The 23436-nt window shown below is 70.7% G+C and carries 23 protein-coding genes and 1 tRNA gene; 10 read left to right on the plus strand and 14 right to left on the minus strand.

Translation table 11 applies throughout. The features are described from left to right. Positions 1-6: 6 nt before the first annotated feature. The 5 genes from M2157_RS24405 to M2157_RS24425 all read right to left on the minus strand — a co-directional run bounded on the left by M2157_RS24405 (position 7) and on the right by M2157_RS24425 (position 4809). Entirely contained in the window at positions 7-1908 is a 1902-nt protein-coding gene (locus tag M2157_RS24405; RefSeq protein ID WP_280866205.1) for a copper resistance protein CopC, read from the minus strand. A gap of 13 nt (positions 1909-1921) precedes the next feature. Continuing rightward, positions 1922-2374, minus strand: coding sequence for a copper chaperone PCu(A)C (locus M2157_RS24410; protein WP_266516907.1), 453 nt, complete (start codon positions 2372-2374; stop codon positions 1922-1924). Next, entirely contained in the window at positions 2371-3027 is a 657-nt protein-coding gene (locus tag M2157_RS24415) for an SCO family protein (protein WP_280858806.1), read from the minus strand. The genes M2157_RS24410 and M2157_RS24415 overlap by 4 nt, the downstream gene beginning before the upstream one ends. Positions 3028-3104: 77 nt before the next feature. Continuing rightward, positions 3105-3842, minus strand: a complete 738-nt coding sequence (locus tag M2157_RS24420; RefSeq protein WP_280858805.1) for a YcnI family protein — start codon at positions 3840-3842, stop codon at positions 3105-3107. A 136-nt stretch (positions 3843-3978) separates the two neighbouring features. Beyond that, the gene (locus M2157_RS24425) at positions 3979-4809 is read right to left on the minus strand and encodes a hypothetical protein (protein ID WP_280858804.1); all 831 of its coding nucleotides are present in this window, start codon (positions 4807-4809) and stop codon (positions 3979-3981) included. A 230-nt stretch (positions 4810-5039) separates the two neighbouring features. On the opposite strand from M2157_RS24425, the gene M2157_RS24430 reads away from it, so the two are divergent. The 3 genes from M2157_RS24430 (at position 5040) to M2157_RS24440 (ending at position 7350) form a co-directional block, all read left to right on the plus strand. Further along, positions 5040-5480 carry an ATP-binding protein gene (locus tag M2157_RS24430; RefSeq protein ID WP_057609202.1) on the plus strand — a complete coding sequence of 147 codons (441 nt, stop codon included), beginning with the start codon at positions 5040-5042 and terminating at the stop codon, positions 5478-5480. An 88-nt stretch (positions 5481-5568) separates the two neighbouring features. After that, the gene (locus tag M2157_RS24435; RefSeq protein WP_280866206.1) at positions 5569-6507 is read left to right on the plus strand and encodes an intradiol ring-cleavage dioxygenase; all 939 of its coding nucleotides are present in this window, start codon (positions 5569-5571) and stop codon (positions 6505-6507) included. Positions 6508-6516: 9 nt separating this feature from the next. Beyond that, positions 6517-7350 carry a triphosphoribosyl-dephospho-CoA synthase gene (locus M2157_RS24440; RefSeq protein ID WP_280858802.1) on the plus strand — a complete coding sequence of 278 codons (834 nt, stop codon included), beginning with the start codon at positions 6517-6519 and terminating at the stop codon, positions 7348-7350. A 6-nt stretch (positions 7351-7356) separates the two neighbouring features. Here M2157_RS24440 and M2157_RS24445 read toward each other — a convergent pair whose 3' ends face one another. The 4 genes from M2157_RS24445 to M2157_RS24460 all read right to left on the minus strand — a co-directional run bounded on the left by M2157_RS24445 (position 7357) and on the right by M2157_RS24460 (position 13119). Further along, positions 7357-8589 (minus strand): MFS transporter, encoded by a 1233-nt coding sequence (locus M2157_RS24445; protein ID WP_280866207.1) that lies wholly within the window; start codon positions 8587-8589, stop codon positions 7357-7359. A gap of 10 nt (positions 8590-8599) precedes the next feature. Continuing rightward, positions 8600-9982, minus strand: a complete 1383-nt coding sequence (locus M2157_RS24450) for a PLP-dependent aminotransferase family protein (protein ID WP_280858800.1) — start codon at positions 9980-9982, stop codon at positions 8600-8602. A 49-nt stretch (positions 9983-10031) separates the two neighbouring features. Continuing rightward, on the minus strand, positions 10032-11525 hold the full coding sequence (locus tag M2157_RS24455; protein ID WP_280866208.1) for an aminopeptidase P family protein: 1494 nt from the start codon (positions 11523-11525) through the stop codon (positions 10032-10034). 82 nt (positions 11526-11607) lie between these two features. Continuing rightward, entirely contained in the window at positions 11608-13119 is a 1512-nt protein-coding gene (locus M2157_RS24460; protein ID WP_266516935.1) for a PP2C family protein-serine/threonine phosphatase, read from the minus strand. Positions 13120-13570: 451 nt separating this feature from the next. Between M2157_RS24460 and M2157_RS24465 the strand changes: the two genes are divergently transcribed. Both M2157_RS24465 and M2157_RS24470 read left to right on the plus strand, forming a co-directional pair. Then, entirely contained in the window at positions 13571-14236 is a 666-nt protein-coding gene (locus tag M2157_RS24465) for a bifunctional DNA primase/polymerase (protein WP_266562533.1), read from the plus strand. A 56-nt stretch (positions 14237-14292) separates the two neighbouring features. Then, on the plus strand, positions 14293-14922 hold the full coding sequence (locus M2157_RS24470) for a hypothetical protein (RefSeq protein ID WP_280858798.1): 630 nt from the start codon (positions 14293-14295) through the stop codon (positions 14920-14922). A gap of 244 nt (positions 14923-15166) precedes the next feature. On the opposite strand, the gene M2157_RS24475 is transcribed toward M2157_RS24470, so the two are convergent. The 3 genes from M2157_RS24475 to M2157_RS24485 all read right to left on the minus strand — a co-directional run bounded on the left by M2157_RS24475 (position 15167) and on the right by M2157_RS24485 (position 17778). Beyond that, on the minus strand, positions 15167-16132 hold the full coding sequence (locus M2157_RS24475) for a DUF5926 family protein (RefSeq protein WP_280866209.1): 966 nt from the start codon (positions 16130-16132) through the stop codon (positions 15167-15169). A 124-nt stretch (positions 16133-16256) separates the two neighbouring features. Further along, entirely contained in the window at positions 16257-16892 is a 636-nt protein-coding gene (locus M2157_RS24480) for an ATP-binding protein (protein ID WP_280858796.1), read from the minus strand. Between the two features lie 58 nt (positions 16893-16950). Next, positions 16951-17778: a glycerophosphodiester phosphodiesterase gene (locus tag M2157_RS24485; RefSeq protein ID WP_280858795.1), complete on the minus strand. Its 828-nt coding sequence runs from the start codon at positions 17776-17778 to the stop codon at positions 16951-16953. A gap of 257 nt (positions 17779-18035) precedes the next feature. Here M2157_RS24485 and M2157_RS24490 point away from each other — a divergent pair, with 257 nt between their 5' ends. From M2157_RS24490 to M2157_RS24510, 5 genes are all read left to right on the plus strand, one after another. After that, the gene (locus tag M2157_RS24490) at positions 18036-19532 is read left to right on the plus strand and encodes a trypsin-like peptidase domain-containing protein (protein WP_280858794.1); all 1497 of its coding nucleotides are present in this window, start codon (positions 18036-18038) and stop codon (positions 19530-19532) included. A 62-nt stretch (positions 19533-19594) separates the two neighbouring features. After that, a tRNA-Ser gene (locus tag M2157_RS24495) sits at positions 19595-19679 on the plus strand. A gap of 372 nt (positions 19680-20051) precedes the next feature. Then, on the plus strand, positions 20052-20438 hold the full coding sequence (locus M2157_RS24500) for a hypothetical protein (protein WP_280858793.1): 387 nt from the start codon (positions 20052-20054) through the stop codon (positions 20436-20438). 88 nt (positions 20439-20526) lie between these two features. Continuing rightward, positions 20527-20937, plus strand: a complete 411-nt coding sequence (locus M2157_RS24505) for a VOC family protein (protein ID WP_280858792.1) — start codon at positions 20527-20529, stop codon at positions 20935-20937. A 411-nt stretch (positions 20938-21348) separates the two neighbouring features. Next, positions 21349-21735: a hypothetical protein gene (locus tag M2157_RS24510; RefSeq protein ID WP_280858791.1), complete on the plus strand. Its 387-nt coding sequence runs from the start codon at positions 21349-21351 to the stop codon at positions 21733-21735. A 140-nt stretch (positions 21736-21875) separates the two neighbouring features. Here the strand turns inward: M2157_RS24510 and M2157_RS24515 are convergent, their stop codons facing one another. Further along, positions 21876-22307, minus strand: coding sequence for a hypothetical protein (locus M2157_RS24515; protein WP_280858790.1), 432 nt, complete (start codon positions 22305-22307; stop codon positions 21876-21878). Positions 22308-22355: 48 nt separating this feature from the next. Then, positions 22356-23228, minus strand: coding sequence for a bifunctional DNA primase/polymerase (locus M2157_RS24520; RefSeq protein WP_280866210.1), 873 nt, complete (start codon positions 23226-23228; stop codon positions 22356-22358). Between the last annotated feature and the right edge of the window lie 208 nt (positions 23229-23436).

The following is a 23436-nucleotide window of genomic DNA, read 5'->3' on the forward strand; positions in this document are numbered from 1 at the left end:
TGCGGTTCAGCCGATCTGCGCGTTCTTGGAGACGGTCGTCTGGTCGATGTCGGAGGTCCGTACGGTCACGGCGACCTTCCAGTCGCCCGCCATGGGGATCTGCACGTTGCTCGCCGACCAGTGGCCCGTGGCGATGCGGTCCGGGGTGACGGTCAGCGGCCCGATCTTCTTGGCCTCCAGGGTGAGGGCCACCTTCACCTCGGGGATGTCGAAGGCGCGGCCGTTGGGCCGCTGGACGTAGACGTGCATCTCGTTGCCGCCCACGCGCGCGGGGTCGAAGTCGACGGTCACGACGCCCTTGCCGTCCGTGCCGCCGGTGTCGAACGACATGTCCAGGGTCAGCGCCCCGGAGGTGCCCGACGCGTCCGAGGAGGACGAAGAAGAGGAAGCCGTCTTGGCCGCCTTGGCGTCCTCCTCCGTACGGCCGGGCTCGGTCTGCGTCAGCACGGTCGTGACCGCCAGCAGCACGACCGCGACACCGGCCTCGGCGAGCACCGAGCGGCGCAGCCCGAACCGGTGCGGATCGGCGTCCCGCGTCCGCTTCTGCCGCGCGGTGTCCATCGCGGCCTGCTGCCGGGCGAGTTGAGCGGCCCGCTTGGAGCCGGCGCCCTTGGACTTGCCGGAGCCGGACGCACTCGCAGCGACCCGCTCCTTCTGAGGTGCCCGCTTGTTCTGCCGTACGACGGTGTCGGCCAGCTGCGCGGTCCACCGCCGCGAGATGAAGGCGATGCCGACCAGCAGCGCCACCAGCCCGATCTTGACCAGCAGCAGCTGCCCGTACCGGGTCCCGGTGAACGCCGACCAGGAGCCGAGCTGCCTCCAGGACTGGTAGATGCCGGTAGCGACGAGCGCGACCATGCTGCCGAAGGCCACCTGTGAGAACCGTCGTACGGCGGCCGACTCGATCGGCGCGTCGGAGCGGTACAGCGCGACGAGCAGCGCGGTCAGCCCGCCGAGCCAGGTGGCGACGGCCAGCAGGTGGACGACGTCGACGGGCATCGCGATGCCCGCCTGGAGCCCGACCGAGGCGTGCTCGGCCATCGCCCAACTTGCCGCGAGTCCGGCCGCGACGACGGTCCCGCCGATCGCGAGCCCGAAGGTGAGGTCCCGCTTCTCCTCGTCCTCGCGCTTGTCATAGGCCCCGAAGAGCACCGAGATGAACAGCGCCGCCGCGGCGAGCAGCAGCAGCCGGGACACGAGGGCCGCGCCCGCCTTGGTCTGGAGCACGTTTCCGAGCAGGTCCAGGTCGAAGACGTCCCCGACCTTTCCGGAGCCCGTGTAGGAGCCGCGCAGCAGGAGCAGCAGCAGGGTTGCCGAGGTGAGCGTGAGCCAGCCGCCGACGACGAGCCGCTGCATGGGCTTCACTCCGGCGCCGCGCTGCCAGCAGCCGAGCACGAACGCGGCGCCGCCGACCAGCACGATGAAACCGGCGTACGACATGTACCGCCCGAAGCCGTACAGCCAGCCGACGACCCCGCCGCCCGCCGTCTCCCCGGAGACGGAGACGGAGGTGGTCGAGGGGGCGCCGACGGAGAAGGTGTAGGCGCCGGCGACGGGATGGCTGTCCGCGGAGACGACCTGGTAGGTGACGGTGTACGTGCCGTCCGGAAGGCCGCTGTGGACCTTCACGCCGTACGTCGTGCCGCCGACCTCGAACGGCTTGCCCTGCTGGACGGCCTTGCCCTTGGGGTCGAGGACCCGCAGCGAGTCGTTCGACAGGGCGACCTTCTCGGAGAATGTCAGCGCGACCTGGTCGGGCGCCTTGTCGACCACCACCCCCTGCTGGGGGTCGCTGCCGGTGAGCGCGGCGTGCGCGGAGGCAGGACCGGCCGTGGTCAGCAGCAGGCCGCACGCGGCCAGGAGCAGCAGTACCAGGGTCCGGACGCGGGGGGCGATGGTCTGCGTCAAGGTGATCCCTCCCTCAGTGTCCGGTCTTCGGGACGTACGTCGCCGACTTCACCGGCATCTTCACGACGACGGGGTCGGACTTGGCGAAGTGCAGTTCGACGGTGACCGTCTGCCCCTGCTTCGGAGCCTGCTTCAGCTTGTCGAACATCAGATGGTTGGCGCCGCTTTTGAACACGAGTTGACCGTGGGCCGGGACGGAGAGGCGGGAGACCTCCTCCATCATGCCGCCGGTCGTCTCGTGCATGGTGACCTCGCCGTCGTCGCTGGTGACCGAGGTCAGCTCGGCTTTCGACGAGCCGGAGTTGGAGATGGTCATGAACCCGGCGGCCATGTCGGCGGAGACGGGCTGCGGGATGTAGGCGCCGGAGACGGTGAGGCCTCCCGAGGAGCCCTCGGCATCCGAACAGCCGGCCAGCAGCAGGACCGCCCCCGTCAGTACGGCGAGCCCGGTGGAGGAACGCTTCACGGGTTCTGCCCCTTGATGAGCTTGGGCAGGTCCTTGGTGTAGTCGTCGACGGTGGCGTCCTCGCCGTAGAGGACGTACCCCTCGTCGGTCTTCGGGGAGAAGGCGACGACCTGGGTGCCGTGCACCGAGACGGTCTTGCCGGTCTTCTTGTCCTTGTGGGACGGCTCGATGGAGATGCCGAGGGTGCGGGCGCTCGCCTGGATCGTGGCGAAGTCGCCGGTCAGGCCCACGAACGAGCTGTCGACGCCCTTGAGCCACTTGCCGAGCTCGGCCGGGGTGTCGCGGGCCGGGTCGGTGGTGACGAACACGACGGTCAGCTTGTCCTGCTCGGACTTGGGCAGCTGCTTCTTCGCGACGGCGATGTTGTTCATCGTGAGCGGGCAGATGTCGGGGCAGTGGGTGTAGCCGAAGTAGATCAGCGTCGGCTTGCCGGCGGTCTCCTTGCGGAGGTCGTACTTCTCGCCCTTGGTGTCGGTGAGGACCAGGTCAGGCTTCTCGAACGGCTGGTCGAGGACGGTGGCGGCCTTGTCGGAGCCGGCCTCCTCCGAGACCACGGAGACGGGCGAGCCGCTGTCGTCACCGCTGCCGCAGGCGGAAAGGGTCAGGGTGGCAGCGGCGATCAGCGCGGCCGCGGCGAACGTCTTCTTGCGCATATCAAAATGTCCCAGATGTAAGAATTTCGGTGCGCGCCGGGGTCGTACGACCCCGGCGCGCGTTCCGCGAAACAGGGTCAGGCGTCGCTGCGCCGACGGCCGGCGAGCACGCCGTAGGCCACGCCCAGGGCGCCGACGACGATGCCCACCACGCCGAGGACGCGGGCGGTGGTGTCACTGCTGTCCCCGGCGGCGGCCTCGGTGGTCGCGGCGGCGTTCTCGGTCTTGGCGTCCGTCTCCTCGGCGGCCGTCGAGCCGTGGTGCCCGTCCTCGGAGGCCGCGGACAGGGCGAGGACGGGAGCCGGCGTCTCGGGCTCCTCCGCGCCGTCCTCCTGGACCTCGATCCAGCGCACGACCTCCTTGTTGGAGTACGTCTGGATCGCCTTGAAGACCAGTTCGTCGGCGTTCTCGGGCAGGGCGCCGATGGAGACCGGGAACTTCTCGAAGTAGCCGGGCTGGATGCCGCTGTCCTTGTTGGCGGCGGTCCAGGTGACCTTGGAGACGGCCTCGGTGATCTGCTCGCCGTGCAGTTCGAGCGGCTTGGCGAGCTTGGACTTGGTGACCTCGATCTTCCAGCCGGCCATCGGCTCCGGCATGACCGAGGCCAGCGGGTGGTCGGTCGGGAAGTTGACCTCGAGCTTGGTGGTGGAGGCGTTGTCGCGCTCGTTGGGGACCTTGAAGTCCACGACCGCGTAACCGCCCTTGGCGGCGGTGCCCTCGGCCTGCACGCTGACGTGCGCGAAGGCGGGTGAGGACAAGACGATGACGGCGCCGGCGGCGACGGCACCGGTGGCGGCGAGACGAGAAGCCTTCATGAACAGCACTCCGCTTCGAAAGGGATTCCGGTGAAGAGGGATACGCGTGCGCACACGCGCGTGCCGCACGACGGCGGCCCCTTTCACACGTCCCTCGGGAAGGTCCTCAGGGGTGTGCAGTGGTGGTCGCGTCGCGTCAGGCGGCGAGAACGAGTCCGGCGGCGGCCGGGGGGCCTCGCCTGATCACCGTGTGCTGGAGTGCCGCGGTACGCGGTCGCGACGGCGCGAGCGACGCCGCCAGCGGGGCGCGCGGTCCGGCCTCGGGTGCCCCCGGCAGCCCCGCACGCAGGGCGCGCACCAGCGCGAGGGCCCCCCGCAGCGAACGTACGAGCGCCCCTTCCGCGACCGAATGCGCCGAGCACGTGGACAGTTCGGCGAGCCGCAGCAGTGCCAGGTCCCCGTGCCGCAGCAGCCACCCGGCGGCGACGGCCGCGAGGACGTGCCCGAGGACCATCGGCAGGGAGGGCCAGACGGAGGAGCCGGTCATGGCGTCCGCGGAATGGTGCACCGCGGTGGTGCCCGTTCCGGGATAGAGCCGGGCGTCGGTGAGGATCCTCTGGGCCTGCGCCGGGCTGATCGCCGCGGCGGTGGTCCCGCACAGCAGTCGTGCGGCCTGCTGGACCAGCGTGGCGTCGGACGCCGACTGCGCGGACGACATCGACGACATGGACGACGACATCGACGACATCGCCGTCGTGCCGTGCTGCCCGAGCCCGAACAGCACATGCAGCACGGTCTGTCCGACCGCGAGGAGCGTCGCGATCCCCGCCAGTGAGCGCTCGCGCCCGGCAAGAGGTGCCACGACGAGCACAGCCCCGAAGAACCCCGCAGCGAGCGTCCACAGCGGCACCGTGGCGCAGGAGGCTATCGAGTGACCGGCCGCGGCCAGCACGACGCAGACCGCGGCGAACACCGCGGCCCGCAGAACCCGGAGATCCCCTCCGGAGCGCGCGTGGGGGGCAGTCATGGCGGGCTCATCATCGCACTGGGCTTATGAGCGCCATACGGCAGGTCCACAAGATGACGTACGGGGTGTACGACCGGAAGGTCACTTCTGACCCGGGCTGCCCCACATACACCGGCCATTGCACCCGGCGCATCCCCCGTATGGGCGGCATCACGTCAACGATGTGCTTACACCGGGGCACGCGCGGCAATACGTAACGGTATGTCGAGCCGCGGCCAGGAGGCTGGAGCATGAGCATCTGGTGGTCACTCCATCTGCGGCGCGAGGCTGCGAGCGTTCCGCTCGCCCGGCGCCTGCTGCTCGGCACCATGGAGACCGCGGGCGTCGACCCGGACGTCTCCTACGATCTCTCCCTCGCCCTCAGCGAGGCCTGCGCCAACGCCGTGGAGCACGGCGGGGAGAGCGGGCTGCCGGACTCCTCGGCGGCGTACCGGGTCACCGCCTACCTCGACGGCGAGAAGTGTCGTATCGAAGTCACCGACTCCGGCCCGGGCTTCCCGCCCGTGCGGCCCCGCCCCACCCCCATGGAGGCGGAGAACGGCCGCGGCCTCTGTCTCATCCGCGAACTCGCCGACCACGTCCAGATCGGCAACAAACCGGGCCGCGGTGCCGTGGTGAGCTTCGACAAGATCCTCAAGTGGAGAGAGGACGCGCCGCTGATGGCGGTGTGAACCGGAGGCCCCGGCTTTTTCAGCATCCTCAGGTTGCGCACAGCGTCCGCTCAAGCTCCTGACGGACAGGTTTCCTACGTTCCTGGTCATGACGGGAAACCACAGGAGCTCCAGCATCACCCGGCGCCGCGCCATCGCGGTGACCGGCGGAACGGTCGCGGCGGGCGGGCTCGCCGTCACCGGGTACCAGTCGGCCTTCGCCGACACCACCGACACCGCCGAGGCGACGGCCACCGCCTCGGCGACGAGCACGGGCGCGTGCATGACGCTCATGTCGAGCGTCACCGAAGGTCCTTACTACCTCGACGGCGCCCTGGTCAGAAAGGACATCACCGAGGGCAAGAGCGGTGTCCCGCTGACGCTGCGGCTGACCGTCGTGGACGCCACCGACGGCTGCACCCCGGTCAGGGGCGCGGCCGTGGAGATCTGGCACTGCGACGCCTGGGGCTACTACTCCGGCTACACCACCGCCAACCCCGGCGGCTCCGCGCCCGCGGAGAGCGAGGACGGTTCGACCGCGAACGACAGCACCTACCTGCGCGGCTATCAGATCGCGAACGCCAACGGGGTCGTGAAGTTCGAGACGATCTTCCCGGGCTGGTACACCCCGCGCACCTGCCACATCCATGTGAAGGTGCACACCGGCGGCGAGAAGGAGGACGGCACCTACGAGGGCGGCACGGTCAATTACACCGGCCAGCTGTTCTTCGACGACACGATCGCCGAGGAGATCTTCGCTCTGGAGCCCTACTCCCGGCACTCCGGCAGCTACACGGTCCTCGACGACGACATGGTCTACGACGGCGGCGGCGCCTCCAGCGGTCTGCTCACCCTCAAGGCCGTGCACAAGGCCGACCCGTCCAAGGGCTACAAGGGCTCCCTGAGCCTCGCCGTCGACCCGGACGCCTCGAACACGGGCGCGGGCAGCGGCGGTGGCGGGACGCCTCCGAGCGGGGCACCGTCGGGTGAACCGCCGAGTGGCGCTCCGTCCGAAGGTGCCAGTCCCTCGGCCTCCGCGTCCTCATAAGGTACGGCCATGAGCAGCCGCGAGGACGAGGCGCTGGCCCTGGCCGCCGTGGACGCGCTGACCGGTCAGCTGGCCCTGGCTCCCAAGCCGGGCCTGCCCGACCCGCGTGACCTCGGCGCCCGCGCCACCAGCCCGGACCACTGTTCCCTGCGCTGGTCGGCCAAGGCGCTCGCGCCCGGCCTCGCGGCGATGGCCGCCGCCGCCCGCCGCACCGGCGAGCCCAGTCCCCAGCTGCGTGCGGAGCTGGGCGCGATCGGCCGGTGCACCGAGCACTCGGTGGGCCTGGCCGGCGGCGGTCACCGCGGTGCCCTGTGGACTCTCGGTCTGCTGGTCGCCGCGGCCGCCCTCGATCCGGGGGCGCGGTCCAAGGACGTGGCCACGGCCGCCAAGAAGATCGCCGCGCACAGTGACAAGCGGGCCCCGCGCCGGCCCTCCCGGGGCTCCTCGGTGTCCGCGAAGTACGGCGCGGCGGGCGCCCGGGGCGAGGCGCGGGCCGGATTCCCGCACGTACGGCGGGCGTTGGACGCGCTGGCCACCTCCCGCAAGGCGGGCGCCGACGAGGCCGAGGCCCGCCTGGACGCCCTGCTCACCGTGATGTCCACCCTCCAGGACACCGAACTCCTCTACACCGCAGGCCCGTCGGGCCTCCGCCACGTCCAGGCGGGCGCCCGCGGGGTCCTGGAGGCGGGCGGTACGACGACGGCCGCGGGCCGCGAGGCCCTGCTCGCCCTCGACACCGACCTCCACGCGCGTGCGTGGAGCCCCCGAGGCAGCGCGGGGCTGCTCGCGGGGGCCCTGTTCGTGGACACCCTCCCGGTGGCGGCCTGTCCAAGGGCGGCCTGACATCGGCTAGTCCACGAGCACAGCCCGCCCCACACCCGGCTCCGGGACACGGCCGGCGGCCCTCCTGGTCGCCGGTCCCATCGCGTACGACGCCATCAGCGTCACCCCGCCGAGCAGCAGCCACCCCGGCGTGCCCCACTCCACGAGCAGCGTGGTCAGCACCAGTGGGCCGAGCGTCCGGGCCACCGTCACCCCGGTTCCGAAGAACCCCTGGTACTCGCCGACCCGCTCGGCCGGAGCCAGGTCGAAGGAGAGCTGCCAGGATCCCGCCGACTGCCCCATCTCGGCGACCACTTGCAGCACGGCCCCGACGACCAGGGCCCCCACGGCCACCCACGGCGAGGCCCCCGCCGACAGCGCGAACACCGCGCAGGCCGCCAGCATGACCCACCCCGACCGCCGCACCGCGCGCGTGGCCGACGCGAGCCCGGTCACCCCGCGGGCCATCCGCACCTGGAACACCATCACGGCCCCGGTGTTGAGCACGAACAGCGCGGAGACGAGCCAGGTCGGAGCCGCGGTCCGCTCGGCGATCCACAGCGGAATCCCCAGGCTCAGCAAGGGCATCCGCAGCAGCAGGACGGTGTTCAGCAGGGTGATCACGGTGTACGGCCGGTTGCGCAGCACCCCTGAGCCGTGAAGTTTCTCCACCGGCACGCGAGGCGCCACCGACGGCAGCCGCAGCAACAGGCCTGCACACACCACGAAGCTCAGCGCGTCCACCGCGAACACCCCGAGGTACGCAGAACGCGTCCCGGCGTGCAACGCCAGCCCGCCGAGCCCCGCACCGACCGCGAGCCCGGCGTTGAGCGTGGCCTGGAGGTGGGCCAGCAACCCGGTCCGCTCCCCGGCGGACACCAGCCCCGCGAGCAGTGCCTGCCGGGCCGCGGCGAGCCCCGACTGCGCGGAGGCGTAGGCGCAGGCCGCCAGGACGAACGGCGCGAAGTCCCGCACCACCAGGAAGGACGCCACCGCCAGCCCCGTGGCCAGCGCCAGCAGTACGGCCGTGCCGCGCGCTCCACGCCGGTCCGCGAGCCGCCCGAGCGGTACCCCCACCACCGACCCGACCGCCCACCCGACGGTCAGCCCGAGCCCCACGCGCGCGGGGTCGAGCCCGACGACGTGCGTGAAGTAGAGCGCCGACGTCACGTAGTAGGCGCCGTCCCCGACGGAGTTGCTCAACTGGGCGAGCGCCAGGACGCGTTGCGGCCCCGCGGGCGGGACGAGTGAGTTCGTCATGGCAACGACACTAGAAGCGCGGTGGACCGATCGGCAGGCCCAATGAGGGCCCTGGGCGGTGGCCCAATTCCAGAACCCGGACGAGCGTCTCCAATGCCTGCGGATAGGCGCCCTCCCGAGGCGTCCCGTACCCCACGACGAGCCCCTCGCGCGGTCCCGCCGCGTGCCAGTGCTCCCGCAGAGACCCCACCGCGAGCCCCTCGGCCGCGGCCCGCGCCAGCACCGCCGCCTCGTCCCCGACCTCGACCAGCGCGTGCAGCCCGGCCGCGATCCCCTGGACCGGCCACCGTGCCCCCAGCCGCTCCACCAGCCGGTCCCTGCGCCGCCGGTATCCGATCCGGCACGCGCGCACGTGACGGTCGTAGGCATGACTCCCGATCAGCTCGGCGAGCGCCAACTGCCCGAGGGTCTCGGTGCTGTGGTCGCTGTGCAGCTTGGCGTCGGCGACGGGCCCGACGAGTTGTGGCGGCAGCACCATCCACCCGAGCCTGAGCGCGGGCCCGAGCGTCTTGGACGCCGTCCCCAGGTAGACGACCTGACCCGGCGCCATGCCCTGCAGAGCCCCGACGGGCTGCCGGTCGTAACGGAACTCCCCGTCGTAGTCGTCCTCGACGACCAACGCCCCACGCGCGCGTGCCCAGTCGGTGAGCGCCCGCCGCCGCGAGGGGTGCAGCGTCACGCCGGTCGGGTACTGGTGGGCGGGAGTGACGACGACGGCGTCGGCCGCCTCCAAGTCCTCCGGGCAAACCCCCAGTCCGTCGACCCGCACCGGCACCACCCGTCCCCCGCCACGCCGTACGACATCCCGGTGGAACGGCAGTCCGGGGTCCTCCATGGCGAAGACCCCGCCCTCCAGAACCCGGGTGAGCAGCGCGAGCCCCTGCACGGCCCCGGAGGTGACGACGATCCGCTCGGGAGAGGCGACGACCCCGCGGGCCCGCCCGAGATACTCCGCCAGGGCGGTCCGCAGTTCCATGCGCCCCAGGGGATCGCCGTAGTCGTACGCGGAGACGGGCGCGGTGGCGACGGCCCGCCGGACGGCCTTGAGCCAGGCGGCGGCGGGAAAGGCGCCGACGTCCGGACTCCCGGGCCGCAGGTCGAACAGCGGCGCACGCGCGCGTGTACCGCCTTCCGGCGGTTCGGCCTCAGCGGCAGGCAGCGGAGCGACGACCGTCCCTGATCCCTGCCGAGCGGTCAGATACCCCTCGGCGATCAACTGGTCGTAGGCCGCCTTCACGGTCCCCCGGGAGACCCCCAGCTCCTCAGCGAGCCGCCGGGTCGCGGGCAGCCGGGCCCCAGGGGCAAGCCGCCCTTCCCGAACGGCGTCACGCAGGGCCCGTTCGAGCCCGACGCGACGCCCTTCGACAGAGCCGGCTTCTAGATGGAGGTCCACGGAACCCACCCCGGGGCGCGACCGGCCACGATCCACCCGCAGCCGGGACTCAACCCTTGAGCCGGGCCATCCACGCCTCGACCTCGTCGGACTGCCGGGGCAGCCCCGACGACAGATTCCGGTTCCCGTCCTCCGTCACCAGGATGTCGTCCTCGATCCGCACCCCGATGCCCCGGTACTCCTCGGGCACGGTCAGATCATCGGCCTGGAAGTACAGACCGGGCTCGACGGTCAGCACCATGCCCGCCTCGAGCACCCCGTCGACATACGACTCCACCCGCGCGGCGGCGCAGTCGTGGACGTCCATGCCCAGCATGTGGCCGGTCCCGTGCAGCGTCCACCGCCGCTGGAGTCCCAGCTCCAGCACCCGCTCCACAGGCCCCTCGACCAGCCCCCACTCCACGAGCCGCGCGGCCAGCACCCGCTGGGCCGCGTCATGGAAGTCCCGGTACTTGGAGCCCGGCTGCACGGCCGCGATCCCGGCCTCCTGCGCGTCGTACACGGCGTCGTAGATCTTCTTCTGGATCTCGCTGAAGCGGCCGTTGATCGGCAGGGTCCGCGTCACGTCGGCGGTGTAGTACGTGTGCGTCTCGACACCGGCGTCGAGCAGCAGCAGCTCACCCGACCGCACGGCACCGTCGTTGCGCACCCAGTGCAGCGTGCACGCGTGCGGTCCGGCCGCGGCGATCGTGCCGTAGCCGACGTCGTTGCCCTCGACCCGCGCGCGGAGGAAGAACGTGCCCTCGATGTACCGCTCGGAGGTGGCCTCGGCCTTGTCGAGGACCTTCACCACGTCCTCGAAGCCGCGGACCGTGGAGTCGACCGCCTTCTGCAGCTCGCCGATCTCGAACGCGTCCTTGACGAGCCGCGCCTCGGACAGGAAGACCCGCAGCTCCTCGTCCCGCTCGGCGGTGACCTTGTCGGTCAGCGCGGCCTCGATGCCGGCGTCGTACCCGCGTACGACCCGCACCGGGCCGGTCGCCTCGCGCAGTGCGTCCGCGAGCTCGCGCACATCGGAGACGGGGATGCCGTACAGCTTCTCGGACTCGGTGAGGGAGTGCCGCCGCCCGACCCACAGCTCGCCCTGCCCGGAGAGCCAGAACTCCCCGTTCTCGCGGTCGGAGCGCGGCAGGAGGTACAGCGTGGCGGTGTGACCACCGGAGGCGGCCGGCTCCAGGACGAGCACGCCGTCCTCGGTCTGGTTGCCGGTGAGGTAGGCGTACTCGACGGATGCCCGGAACGGATACTCCGTGTCGTTCGAACGCGTCTTCAGGTTGCCGGAGGGGATCACCAGCCGCTCACCGGGGAACCGCGCGGAGAGCGCCGCACGGCGGGCCGCGGTCTCGGCGGCCTGCGCGATCGGCTCCAGGTCGTGCAGCTCCGTGTCGGCCCAGCCGGACTTCATGCTCTCGGCCAGCTCGTCGGAGACGCCCGGGTACAGGCCGTTCTTCCGCTTCTTGATCGGCTCTTCGGACTCAGTCTCCGGGCCCGCTGCGTCAGCAGCTGTTGATGCAGCCGGGGTGAGTTCTTCGGCCACGGTCATCCTCCTAGATACGGCACTGGACCCCCTCCATCGTACGGTCGTACGGAAGGGGGCCCAGGGCCGGAAGACCTGTTACCACCTGCTACTCGAAGTGAGCGGCGAGTAGTACGACGTCCTCCTGCGAGTCCGCATCGTCCAGCCCGTCCGGCAGCACGGTCCGCAGCACGTGGTCGGCGACCGCGCCGGGGTCGCCGCGCAGCGCCTTCGGCACCCCGGCCGCCGCCGCGTGCAGGCGCGCGAAGGCACGGTCGGTGGCGTCTCCGGTGCGGTGCAGCAGCCCGTCGGTGTACAGCAGAACCGTCTCTCCAGGTTCGGCGCTCAGCTCCACGCTCGGCGCCTCCCAGCAGGCGAGCATGCCGAGCGGCGCGGACACGGTGGTCTCCACGAAGTCGGTGCGCCGCTCGCCGATCAGCAGCGGCGGGCAGTGTCCGGCACCGGCCAGCGTGATCTTGCGCAGCGCGGGCTCGCAGTAGGCGAACAGGGCGGTGGCGGAGCGGGCCGGCTCGGTCAGCCTGAGCAGCAGCTCCAGGTCGGACAGGACCGCGACCGGGTCCTCGCCCTCCATGACGGCGTACGCCCGCAGGGAGGCTCTGAGGCGTCCCATCGCGGCGATGGCGCTCGCGCCGCTGCCGGTCACCGAACCGACGGCGAGGCCCAGCGCCGCGTCCGGCAGCGGCAGCGCGTCGTACCAGTCGCCGCCGCCGCGCGGACCGGTGCGGTGCCGGGCGGCGAGCCGCACACCGGCGACGCGGGGGAGCCGGGACGGCAGCAGCTCCTCCGCCATCGTCGCCATGCACGCGCGCGTGCGCTCGACTTCGAGGAGCCGGGCCAGGTGCTCGGTGGCATGGCGGGTGTACAGACCGACGAGGTGGCGCCGGCGCTCGGACGGTTCGGCGGGCTCGTCGTAGAGCCACACGGCGGCACCGAGGCGGCCGGCGCCGGCGGTGGACAGGGGAAGCGCGTAACTGGCCGCGTAACCGAGGCGGGCGGCCACCTCGCGGTGGCGCGGGTCGAGGCCGTCCTCGGCGAGCAGGTCGGGCTGGGCGATCTCACCGTCGCCGCCCGGCAGTCCGTCGAGGATCTTCCCGTACGACATGGAGCTGCGCGGGACGGTCTCGATGTGCCCGAGGTCGGCGCGGGCGAGGCCGAGGCCGATGGTGGTGTCCGGGCCGAGGCCGTCCTCCGGTTCGAGGACGACCAGTCCGCGCCGGGCTCCCACGAGGGCGGCTCCGGCGCGCAGGAGTTCCTGGAGGGCGTCGGACAGGGCGTCCGTGCGGACGAGGCGTTCGGTGAGTTCGTGGAGGGTCGTGAGGTCGGAGACCCAGCCGGCGAGCCGGTCCTGGAGCAGGGCGCCGGGTGCGTTCGGCGGGGAGACCGAAGAGGTGGCCGGGGCGGCTGGCGCGGGCGCGACAGTGTGTGCGGGTGCGGGAACCGTTGAATCGATTCCAGCCACTTTCGGAGGGTGAGGGGCGTTCATGGCGTCCGGCTTTCCGACCGGTGCGTATTGCTCAAAAGCATCGCAAACCCCCATGTCATTCTGCGCCGCTAGCAGTGTCTCCACATCTACACGCACTCGTAAGGGGATGTCCAGCATTGTCCTGCCGGGATTCCTGGTGTCCGTGAGTGACTGGTGGGGAGTGGGTCGAAGGGTAAAGTTGGCTAAAAACTGCCTCGGGTTACGGTGTATTGAGGTCGACTGGCCTTGCTCCACAGAGCGTCACAGCGGTCGTGATGGGTACGTACTCGGTAAGGGCCAGGGGTGGTGGACAGCCACCCGGAACCTGGTGACCGACCCGGGCGTCTTAGCCACCGACGACCGAGCCCCATCCTCCCGTGGCGGAGGCGGAGAGAAATACGCGGGACGGCAAACGCCAGACTTCGCCACCCCCCGCCACGCCCAGGCTTTTGATAGACGCAGTATGGGGTTCCCCTTGTCTCGGGCAAGGGTGTGATGCGCCAACAGGTACGCACAGTGAAGTGATCGACACATGGTGTGATGTGGTCCACGGTGTTGCCAGCGGTGCAACGGAAAGGAACGAGCGCTCATGCGCGAGATCCTCGGAAGGCGACGCAGGCTCCTGTCCCAGCGCAGCGACGGAAGGCCTGAATTGCTCGGCGCGGCCCTGACCTTCGCGAAGGAATGGCAGTGGCCCGTACTCCCGGGCGTGGCACCGGACCCGGAGGGCCGGGCCCGCTGCGGATGCCCCGACCCGGAGTGCACGGTCCCCGGCGCCCACCCCTTCGACCCGGGCCTGCTCGCGGCCACCACCGATGACCGCATGGTGCGCTGGTGGTGGACCAACCGCCCGGCCGCGCCGATCATCCTGGCCACCGGCGGCAAGGCCCCGTGCGCGGTCAGCCTGCCGGCCCTCCCGGCCGCCCGCGCCCTGGCCGCGCTCGACGCCCAGGGCATGCGCCTCGGCCCGGTGATCGCCTCGCCGACCCGCTGGGCGATCCTCGTCAAGCCGTACTCCATGGAGCAGCTGGGCGAACTGCTGTACGCCCAGGACCATGTCCCCGGCTCCCTCCGCTTCCACGGCGAGGGCGGCTACCTCGCCCTGCCCCCGTCCGAGACCGGCCACGGCGACATCACCTGGGAGCGGGCTCCGCTTCCCGGCTCGGCCTCTCCGTGGGTACCCGACGTCGAGGCCGTGGTGGACGCCGTGGTCGAGGCCCTCACCCGTACGGGTGTGAGCGCACCCGAGTTGTAGGGGTGTCGGGCGCGGGCGGAACCGGGTGCCCGCGCCGGGTCGTTATCGTCCGCCTCATGAACTTTCGTCTGCTTGCCCTGTCGGGCGTCGTGGTGTGCGCGGTCGCGCTGCCGCTGGCCGTGGCCTCCGCGGGACAGGTGGGCGACGGAGGCCGGAAGGTTGTACGCGATCTAGTGCGCCCGTCCACAGTGCCTTCCGCCGTACGTACGTCCGCGGAGCCTTCCGCTGTACGGCGTTCAGCTGCACGGCCTTCCGCTGTACGGCCTTCCGCCGCCGATGACTACAAGGCGCCGCTCGCCGACGCCGGCCGCTCACCGCTGCTGCTCGGCCTGGGGCTGGCCACCGCCGCGCGCTGCGGCCCCGAACTGATCTCCCGCGACGGCATCGAGGCGCAGACCTGTGTGCTCACGCAGGGCGAGGAGATCTGGGCGCGCACCTACTACCGCAATGCGACCGGCGCGGTGCTGGACGCCGTGCTCAGCTTCATGGGACCCGGCGGGCGCACCGTGCAGATGTACTGCCCGGTCGGCGCCGGGGACGAGCCGGACAGCTGTGAGACACCCCGGGAGCGCGTCCAGGGGACGCCGGCCGACTACACGGCCGTCGCGGAGTTCGCCGCCCGGCGGGGCAGCGGACCACTGCTGCTGCGGGCCGGGAGCAACTCCGGTGAAACTACGGGCAGTTGACGCGCGGCGGCGTTCCGTAAAGCTGCCCGGACACGGAAAGACCCGGTTGCTGGCGACGGGGGATGCACCAGCAACCGGGCTATTGGAACCGTAACAAGAGATCGCCCGTTCGCAAATTCGACCGTGACGCTTCCTGGCTTATTCGGACACCGATTCACCTTCTCCTGGGGGGAGTTGTGAGCAGAGCCGGTCGTCCTGTGAAGATGCGGTGCGACTGACCGACGGGTCAGCCGCACCGGCTCCGTCAACTCAGCGTGACCTGCCGGTTGGTGAGGCCGCCACGGGCGCGGCGCTCGTCGGCGGTCAGCGGTGCGTCCGTGGCCAGAGCACCTGCGAGCCGCTCGGCGAACTCGGCGGCCGGCTTCTCGACATCGTCCGCGGTGACCCCGCTCGGCAGGTCCCAGACCGGCACGGTGAGGCCGTGGGCGCGGAAGGAACCGACGAGCCGGGTGCCCTCGCCGAGGCTCGACCTACCGGCCGCGTGCAGTCGCGCGAGCGCGTCCAGAAGTTGCTCCTCGGGGTGCGGCATGACCCAGCGCAGGTGGTTCTTGTCCGGCGTTTCGCACCAGTAGGCGGCGTCGACACCGGACAGCCGGACGGTCGGGATGGCCGCGGCGTTGGCCCGCTCCAGCGAGGCGGTCACCTCGGGGGTGGCGTTCTCCGCGTCCGGCACCCAGAACTCGAAGCCCTCGTGCACAACTGGCTCGAACGCGCCTTCGGGATCGAGCAGATCCTGCAGCCGCGGGCCGTCGGCGGGAGCGCGCCGGCCTTCCACCGGGGTGCCCGGAGCGGCGGTGAGCGCGCGCTGGAGGGTGTCGGCGAGGTCGCGGCTGATGTCGCCCGACGCGGTGTCGTTCTGCAGGCCGAGCAGCACCGAGCCGTCGTCGCGGCGCAGGGCGGGCCAGGCCATCGGCAGGACCGTGGCCAGCGTGACCGACGGGACGCCTTCGGGGAGGCCGCTCTTGAGGGTCAGCTCGACCGTGGCGGCGGGGACCAGCTCGCGCAGGGCCACCCAGTCGCCCTCGCCCGCGAGGTCCTCGAACGGGCGGTGCACCAGCTCGGTCGCGGCCTGTGCGGCGGCCCGGCCGTGGCAGGCCTTGTAGCGGCGGCCACTTCCGCACGGGCAGGGTTCGCGGGCGCCGACGACCGGGACCTCCCCATCCGTGAGCTGCGGGCGCTTGGCCTTCGTCTGGGGTCGCTTCTTGGCCATCGTGGCTGTCTCCCGGTTACGGCTCGTCTCGTACGGGCGCGAGCCTAGCCGCTTGCGACTTGGCCGACGGGAGCCTGTGGACAACCACGGAGTGTCCTTCACGGACGCTCGGTCCCGGGTCGCCTCAGTCGAGATTGTCGAACGCGTCCGAGAAGTCCAGGTCGGGTATCGCGACCGACGGGGCCACGACACGTGTGGCGAAGTCGTCCCGGCGGCGGCCGGCGTCCGGATCGTGAACGTCCGAGTGGACGATCACCCAGACCGTGATCTCACCTCGGGCGTCGTCCCTGACGCCCCAGTCGTCGGCCAGCGCGGTGATGATGTTCAGCCCGCGGCCGCCGTGCGCGGTGACCGAGGGCGTGGCCGGAGCCGGGCGGGTGGGCCCGCCGCCGTCCGTCACCTCGACCGTGAGTCTGCCGCCCGGGTCCACCCGCCACGCGGCGCGGACGTCACCGTCCCCGGCCAGGGCGTCGCCCAGCGGCCGGCCGTGTTTGCAAGCGTTGCTCAACAGTTCGGAAAGAATCAGTACGGCGTCGTCGATGACCGATTCCGCCACGCCACCCCTGCGCAGTTGCACGCGCATACGGTGTCTCGCTTCCCCCACGCCCGCAGGGCCATGGGGTATGGCCATGCTCGACGACGTGGGCACCTCCTGTGCCACCACCAACGCCACCCCCGAGACCTCCTTCGCCCCACGCCACGGTGTGGATGCCCCATTGGCCTGTACCGGAAACCGGCCAATCACGTTCCGCCGACGCATTCGTAACGTTCGAACACGCACCGAACGCGCCGGGGCACACCCTGTGACGGAGGGGACGTCAGCGGCCCAGTCGGTCGAGCACCGCGCGCGGGCGGTTGGTGATGATGGCGTCGACGCCCAGCTCGACGCAGAGGTCCACGTCCTCGGGCTCGTTCACGGTCCACACGTGCACCTGGTGCCCTGCCCGCTTCAGGCGCTCGATGTAGCCGGGGTGGTTGCGCACGATGCGGATCGAGGGACCCGCGATCCGCACTCCCGCGGGCAGCCGGCCGTCCCGCAGCCGCGGTGAGACGAACTGCAGCAGGTAGACCGTCGGAAGGGTCGGCGAGGCGGCACGCACGCGATGCAGCGACCGGGCCGAGAAGCTCATGACCCTGATCGGCGACTCGGCGGCCGAGGCGGGGGCGTCCAGGCCGAACCGCTTCAGGAGCACCAGCAGCCGCTCCTCGACCTGGCCGGCCCAGCGCGTCGGGTGCTTGGTCTCGATGGCCATCTCCACCCGTCGCCCCGCGTCGGCGACGAGTTCGAGCAGCCGCTCCAGGGTGAGGACGGAGGTGTCCTCCCGGTCCTCGGGCCGGTACACCCAGTCCGGCTCCTCGTCGCGGGTGCGCCAGAACTCCCGCGTCTTGCGGGAGCCGAAGTCCAGGGTGGCGAGATCGGCGAGCTCAAGGGCCGAGACCGCTCCGCGGCCGTTGGACGTACGGTTGACCCGTCGGTCGTGGACGCACACGAGATGACCGTCGGCCGTGAGACGTACATCGCATTCGAGGGCGTCCGCACCGTCCTCGATCGCCTTCCGGTACGCGGCGAGAGTGTGCTCGGGAGCGTCTTCCGAGGCTCCGCGGTGGGCGACGACTTGAGTCAGCTGCTGCCGTGCGTGGGTCACTGCGTCATGGTGCCACCGCTATGGGGTACGCGTGCGAACGGAGGCATATGGATTGCGCCTCATTTGTCTTACATGGCCTATATAAAGAGCAGCCACGAACCCACAGGGACCGCTTATGGTGCCCTGACGGCCCGTGGGAAAAGCTGACGGCATACAAAAGGACATGCACAGCTGACGCACGCCGGACACCGAACGGCACTGGCCGAGCGTGACCGAGTGCGACCGACAACCGACAGCCGTGACCGAGGAGAGAAGCTGTGAGCACCGAGAACGAGGGCACCGCGGTACCCCCGGCCCCGTCTGCACCCCCCGTGCCGGTGGACGCTCCCGCGGCTTCGACGCCCCAGGCCTCCGAGGCGGGCGCCCCCACCACCCCGATCCCACCGGTGCCGCCGCACGTCTCCGGCGGCGCGCAGGGGCCGGAACTCGTGCATGCGGGACCGGCGCGGGCGTACGCCTCGGCGGAGGGTGATGCTCAGCAGGGCGCGAGCGGCGCGCCGCAGTACCCCGGTCCGGGCCCCGAGGGCGCCTGGCCGCCGCCGCAGGCGCCGGGCACCCCGTTGTACGCCGACGGCGGCGCGGGCGGGGCGGGCGGAGCCTGGGGTTCGGGTTACCAGCAGCCCGCACCGAAGCCGAAGAACGGCCGTGGTGGTCTCGTCGCCGCGGTCCTGGTGGCGGCGCTCGTCGCCGGTGGCGTGGGCGGCGGTCTCGGCTACACCCTGGCCAAGGACAACGACAACGGCTCCTCGACGACCCTCTCCGCCTCCGACAGCGGCGGCAGCGTCAAGCGTGACGCCGGCACCGTCGCGGGCGTGGCGCAGAAGGCCCTGCCCAGCACGGTCACCATCGAGGCGGAGTCCACCAGCGGCGAGGGCGGCACCGGCACCGGATTCGTCTTCGACACCCAGGGCCACATCGTCACCAACAACCACGTGGTGGCCGACGCGGTCGACGGCGGCAAACTGACCGCCACATTCCCGAACGGCAAGAAGTACGACGCCGAGGTGGTCGGCCACGCGCAGGGCTACGACGTGGCCGTCATCAAGCTCAAGAACGCGCCGAATGACCTCAAGCCGCTCACCCTGGGCAACTCCGACCAGGTGGCGGTCGGCGACTCCACGATCGCGATCGGCGCCCCCTTCGGCCTGTCGAACACCGTGACGACGGGCATCATCAGTGCGAAGGACCGCCCGGTGGCGTCGAGCGACGGCAGCGGCAGCAACGCCTCGTACATGAGCGCGTTGCAGACGGACGCGTCCATCAACCCGGGCAACTCGGGAGGCCCCCTCCTCGACGCGCAGGGCAACGTGATCGGCATCAACTCCGCGATCCAGTCCACCAGCGGCGGCGGCCTCGGCGGCACCAGCCAGTCCGGCTCGATCGGCCTCGGCTTCGCCATCCCGATCAACCAGGCCAAGTACGTCGCCCAGCAGCTGATCAAGACCGGCAAGCCGGTCTACGCCAAGATCGGCGCGTCCGTCTCCCTGGAGGACTCCACGGGCGGCGCGAAGATCACCACCGAGGGCGCCGGCGGCTCCGACCCGGTCGAGGCGGGCGGCCCCGCCGCCAAGGCCGGCCTCAAGCCCGGCGACGTCATCACCAAGCTGGACGACCACGTGATCGACTCCGGCCCCACCCTGATCGGCGAGATCTGGACCCACAAGCCCGGCGACAAGGTCAAGATCACCTACGAGCGCGGCGGCAAGACCAACACGGTGGATCTCACCCTGGGCGCCCGCACAGGGGACAGCTGACCGGCACGCGCCCGTCCTGACCCGTTACTCTGGTCCCCGCGCCACGGTCACCGGCGGCGCGGGGTGGGTTGCCCGAGCGGCCTAAGGGAACGGTCTTGAAAACCGTCGTGGCGCGAGTCACCGTGGGTTCAAATCCCACACCCACCGCAGGTGAACGGCCCCTGACCGGGTAGACCGGTCAGGGGCCTTCACCATGCACGGTGCCTGCTGGTGCTTCAATCGCCCTGGAACCACAGATAGCTGCCTGGAGTGGCGGCGCACTGCTCCAGCAACCTTGTGAGGTCGTCCAAGGCAGCGAAGCATCCCCGTACGGATCCACGGCGGTGAGCCTCCCAGGCACTCCGAGCAACCGGAGCGAGCCGATTGCATCGGCCAACGCGTCCCCGTGCCCATATGAGCTCTGCAGCAGCGTCGCTCGGGACTTGCGCCAGTTACGCGTTGCCCGTGCTGAGTGCAGCATCTGATCCGTAGATCTACGCAGAACGGTCGGCCACGGTCATACCGAGCGAAGTTGAGGTCGTGGCGACCACCGCCGAGCGGCGGCGGTTGCTGTACTTCGCTGCTGTACACAGAATCGCCCGCATGGGATCTATGCAGCCTGAGCTGAGCTGGCCGTATGACGGTGAGGTCTTCCCTCAAGGCCTACTGGCCATCATCCAAAGAACCGTCTCGGCAGGGGAGTTCCCGGCCCTGACTGTGATCCATGATGACGAGGATGACTGGCTCGTGAGCGACGGCGTACACGATCCCAACGGCGGGGCCTCCTCAATGCTCCACCTCCAGCACGTTGTGGACTCGGACCCATCGCTTGCCGGGCTGGCCACCATGCCGCCTGGATACGTCGCCTGGCGCTCAACAGCCGGTGATGCCTGGGTCATTGAGGAGTGGACCTACCCCGATGATTAGCGGGCCCCGGCTCAACAGGCGGGTCATTCACAGGATCAGATCCCTGCGAGCACCGGGGTCGGGGGTGAGCTTGTGCCAAGATCGCGAGATGCTGCGACTCACCGATTTCATTATCGACTGCCCGGACACGATGAAGCTGGCGGCTTTCTACTCCCAGGTGACGGGCCGTCCGATCAAGGAAGGTAGCTCCGAGGACTGGGCTGGCATCCAGTTCGGCGAGATCGAGCTGGCATTCATCCGGGTGGACGACTACCGCGCTCCGCAGTGGCCCGACAGCGAGCACCCCAAGCAGTTCCACCTCGACTTCGAAGTGGACGAGATCGAGTCCGAGCAGCGCCGCGTCCTCGACCTCGGCGCGACGCTGAGGCAGGACTTCATCGGCCCCAACGGCTACGGCTGGCAGGTCTACACCGACCCGATAGGCCACCCCTTCTGCCTGTGCCGCAACAAGGGCGTCATCTGGACCGACCAGGGCCCGATCTGGCCCAAGCGCGACTAATCAGCCGCCCACTTCCTCACCCACCACTCTCCCCGGAGCACCCCGCGCACGCCACTACGTACCTGCGGCCGCGAACGGCGCCCCCGAAGTCCCATCAGACCGGCTACTTCGAGCGGCACCGACCCTCGCGAAGCGACTCGGAAAGCACGTGGAGACCCTGCCGGACGATGGGGCTGCGCTGCTCTACAACCAGTGGCGCAAGGCGTACTTCGATCCGGCAGTGTCGGCGGCCGGGCTGACCGACGGGACCCCGCACGATGACCGCAGCTCACCGCCTGGGCCACTCGAACGCGAGCGCTATCGCACGCGAAGTTCCTCTGATCGCGGACTGATCAGGGGGATAAACCAGCTACAGAAAGTGACTTGTTACTTTCTGTTGACCCCAAGCTTCGATCGCTACTGTGCGTTGCCATGGGCAAAGTGGTGCGTTTGTACTGGGGATACATGGTGACTGCGGCTCTCATCGTCGGATGGAGCCAGCAGTGGGCGCTGCCGATTATCGCGGCCCTGTCGGTCGCTGTCTCGGCCTACGCGGGCTTCCAAGTGCCGGTCTGGTGCGGGGCGGTGAACCGTGACAAGAAGACGTACTGCCGCGAGAACGCCTACGGCGTGCTGATGGGGTGCCGCAGGCGGCAGCATCGGTGGCAGAAGATCAAGTTGATCGTCACACGGAGCAAGGCCGGTGACTTCAGTCGCGCCGTGTTCCCAACGGCTAAGGAGAAGTTCAACGCTTTCCTGGGGCTCGGCGGGCTCCTGTCGGCCATCGCCGCCGTGGTTGCCACCGTGGCAATGGGCTGAGGCTCCCTTCGAGGAAGCGTGGGCAGAGACGGCTCGTCGCGGGAGGGCGCGGCAGCGAGCGAGGGGCGCAGGGGGCATGGGGAGAACGGTGCTGGAGGAAGGGTGTCCCTCGGCGAGGGGCACCCTTTCCCCGTTGCGGTCTATAGCTCGTAGTCCCGCGCCAGTTCCTCCCAGGCGATCTCCCGGAGCTCCTCCTGCGCGTCGCACCCCGACGGCACGCGGGCGTGGGGCTGGAACCAGATGATCGTGAGGTGGGAGCCGTAGAGGATGGGATCGCGGGAGGGTGTCAGCGCCGTGGAGCGGAAGACGCCGACGCAGGCCACCGCCGGCAGCATCTCTACCGGGCCGAAGGCGCCCGGGTAGTGGTCCGGGTACTCGTGCGGGGGCGGTACCAGGTGCACAGGGGCGGTCGGGTAGTCCTGTTCGGCCGACCGCAGCAGGCCTTTGATCCTCAGCTCGTTGACCGGTCTGCACGGGTAGCCGTCCAGCATCCCGCCGTACGTCGACGTCAGGCGCAGCTCCCCGAGGTCGACCCTGCGGCCGGAGGTCAGGACGAGCCGGGACAGGGTCATGATCGGCACTCTGTGGCGCTCCCATGGTGCTGGTGATGCTGTTCCGTTCTATGGCCGATGCGCCGTCATCCGCGCCGCCGACGCGATCGTCGCCCGTGCCTCCCGTTCCGTGAGTCCCGTGTTGAGGGCCGCGTCCACCAGGGGCGCGACCAGCGCGGGGCCGATGCCGTTCTCGTAGGCGCGGCAGGCGGCCCAGAAGAGGCGGGTGTTGCGCTGGCCCTCGTGGGCGGCGAGGACGAACTGGACCAGCCCCTGGCCCTGGTCGCCGGCCGAGGGGTGGGTCGCGGGGTGGGTGGGGCGCGGTGGTGGCAGGAGCAGGCGGAGCAGGGCCGGTGGGCAGGCCGCGGGGGCGAGGTGGGCGGTGCCGGGGGCCGTGCCGTAGACGCCGTGGTCGGTGCGGGAGCCGGGGCCGACGAGGTAGCCGCCGGCGCCCCGGATGTCGATGCCGGGGGCGAGGCGGCCGGCCGAGTTGGGGACGGCGGCGTCGGGCGGGCCGGTCAGCCAGAGGTGGCGGCCGCCGCTCGGGGTCAGGACGACGACCGTGTCGGGGATCGTGAAGAGGTGGCGCAGCGCCAGTTCGCGCAGGGCCGCCGAGGAGTCCGTGCCCGACTTGGTGTCCAGGTCCAGGCCGATCAGATGGTGGGGCGGGAGACCGCACGCGATGCCGTAGCCGGTCGCCCAGGGGGCCGCCGCGAAGAGTTCGCGGATGCGGACGGGGTCGGTCGAGGCGTCGTAGACCCCGTGGCCGAACGCGCCGCACTCGCCGTGGCAGGGCGCGGTCAAGGAGCCGTCGTCGCGGTGGGGGGAGCGCAGGGCCGGGAGCTTGGTGCGGGACAGGGGGATGACGGCCAGCCCGCGCTCGGCGGCGGACAGGGCGTGTGCGAGGGCCAGCGTCGTGGCCTGCCGGTCTGTGGTGGCCATGTCTCCATGTTCGTACGTACGTTCGAAAAAGGGAAGGGGTGGCGGGTGCGACGCGCCGAGGTCGAGGGATTGGCTGGAAAAGTGCCGTAACGCTTCCCCTGTTGTCCCGCTTGGCGATTGACCATCCCTATCGTCCAGATCTGTCGCCTGAAGTCGCGAAAGGGGTTTATCGACTTGTCCTCACGCTTCAGGGGGAATAACCGCTTCC

This window comes from Streptomyces sp. SAI-127, from assembly GCF_029894425.1.
Lineage (GTDB): Bacteria > Actinomycetota > Actinomycetes > Streptomycetales > Streptomycetaceae > Streptomyces.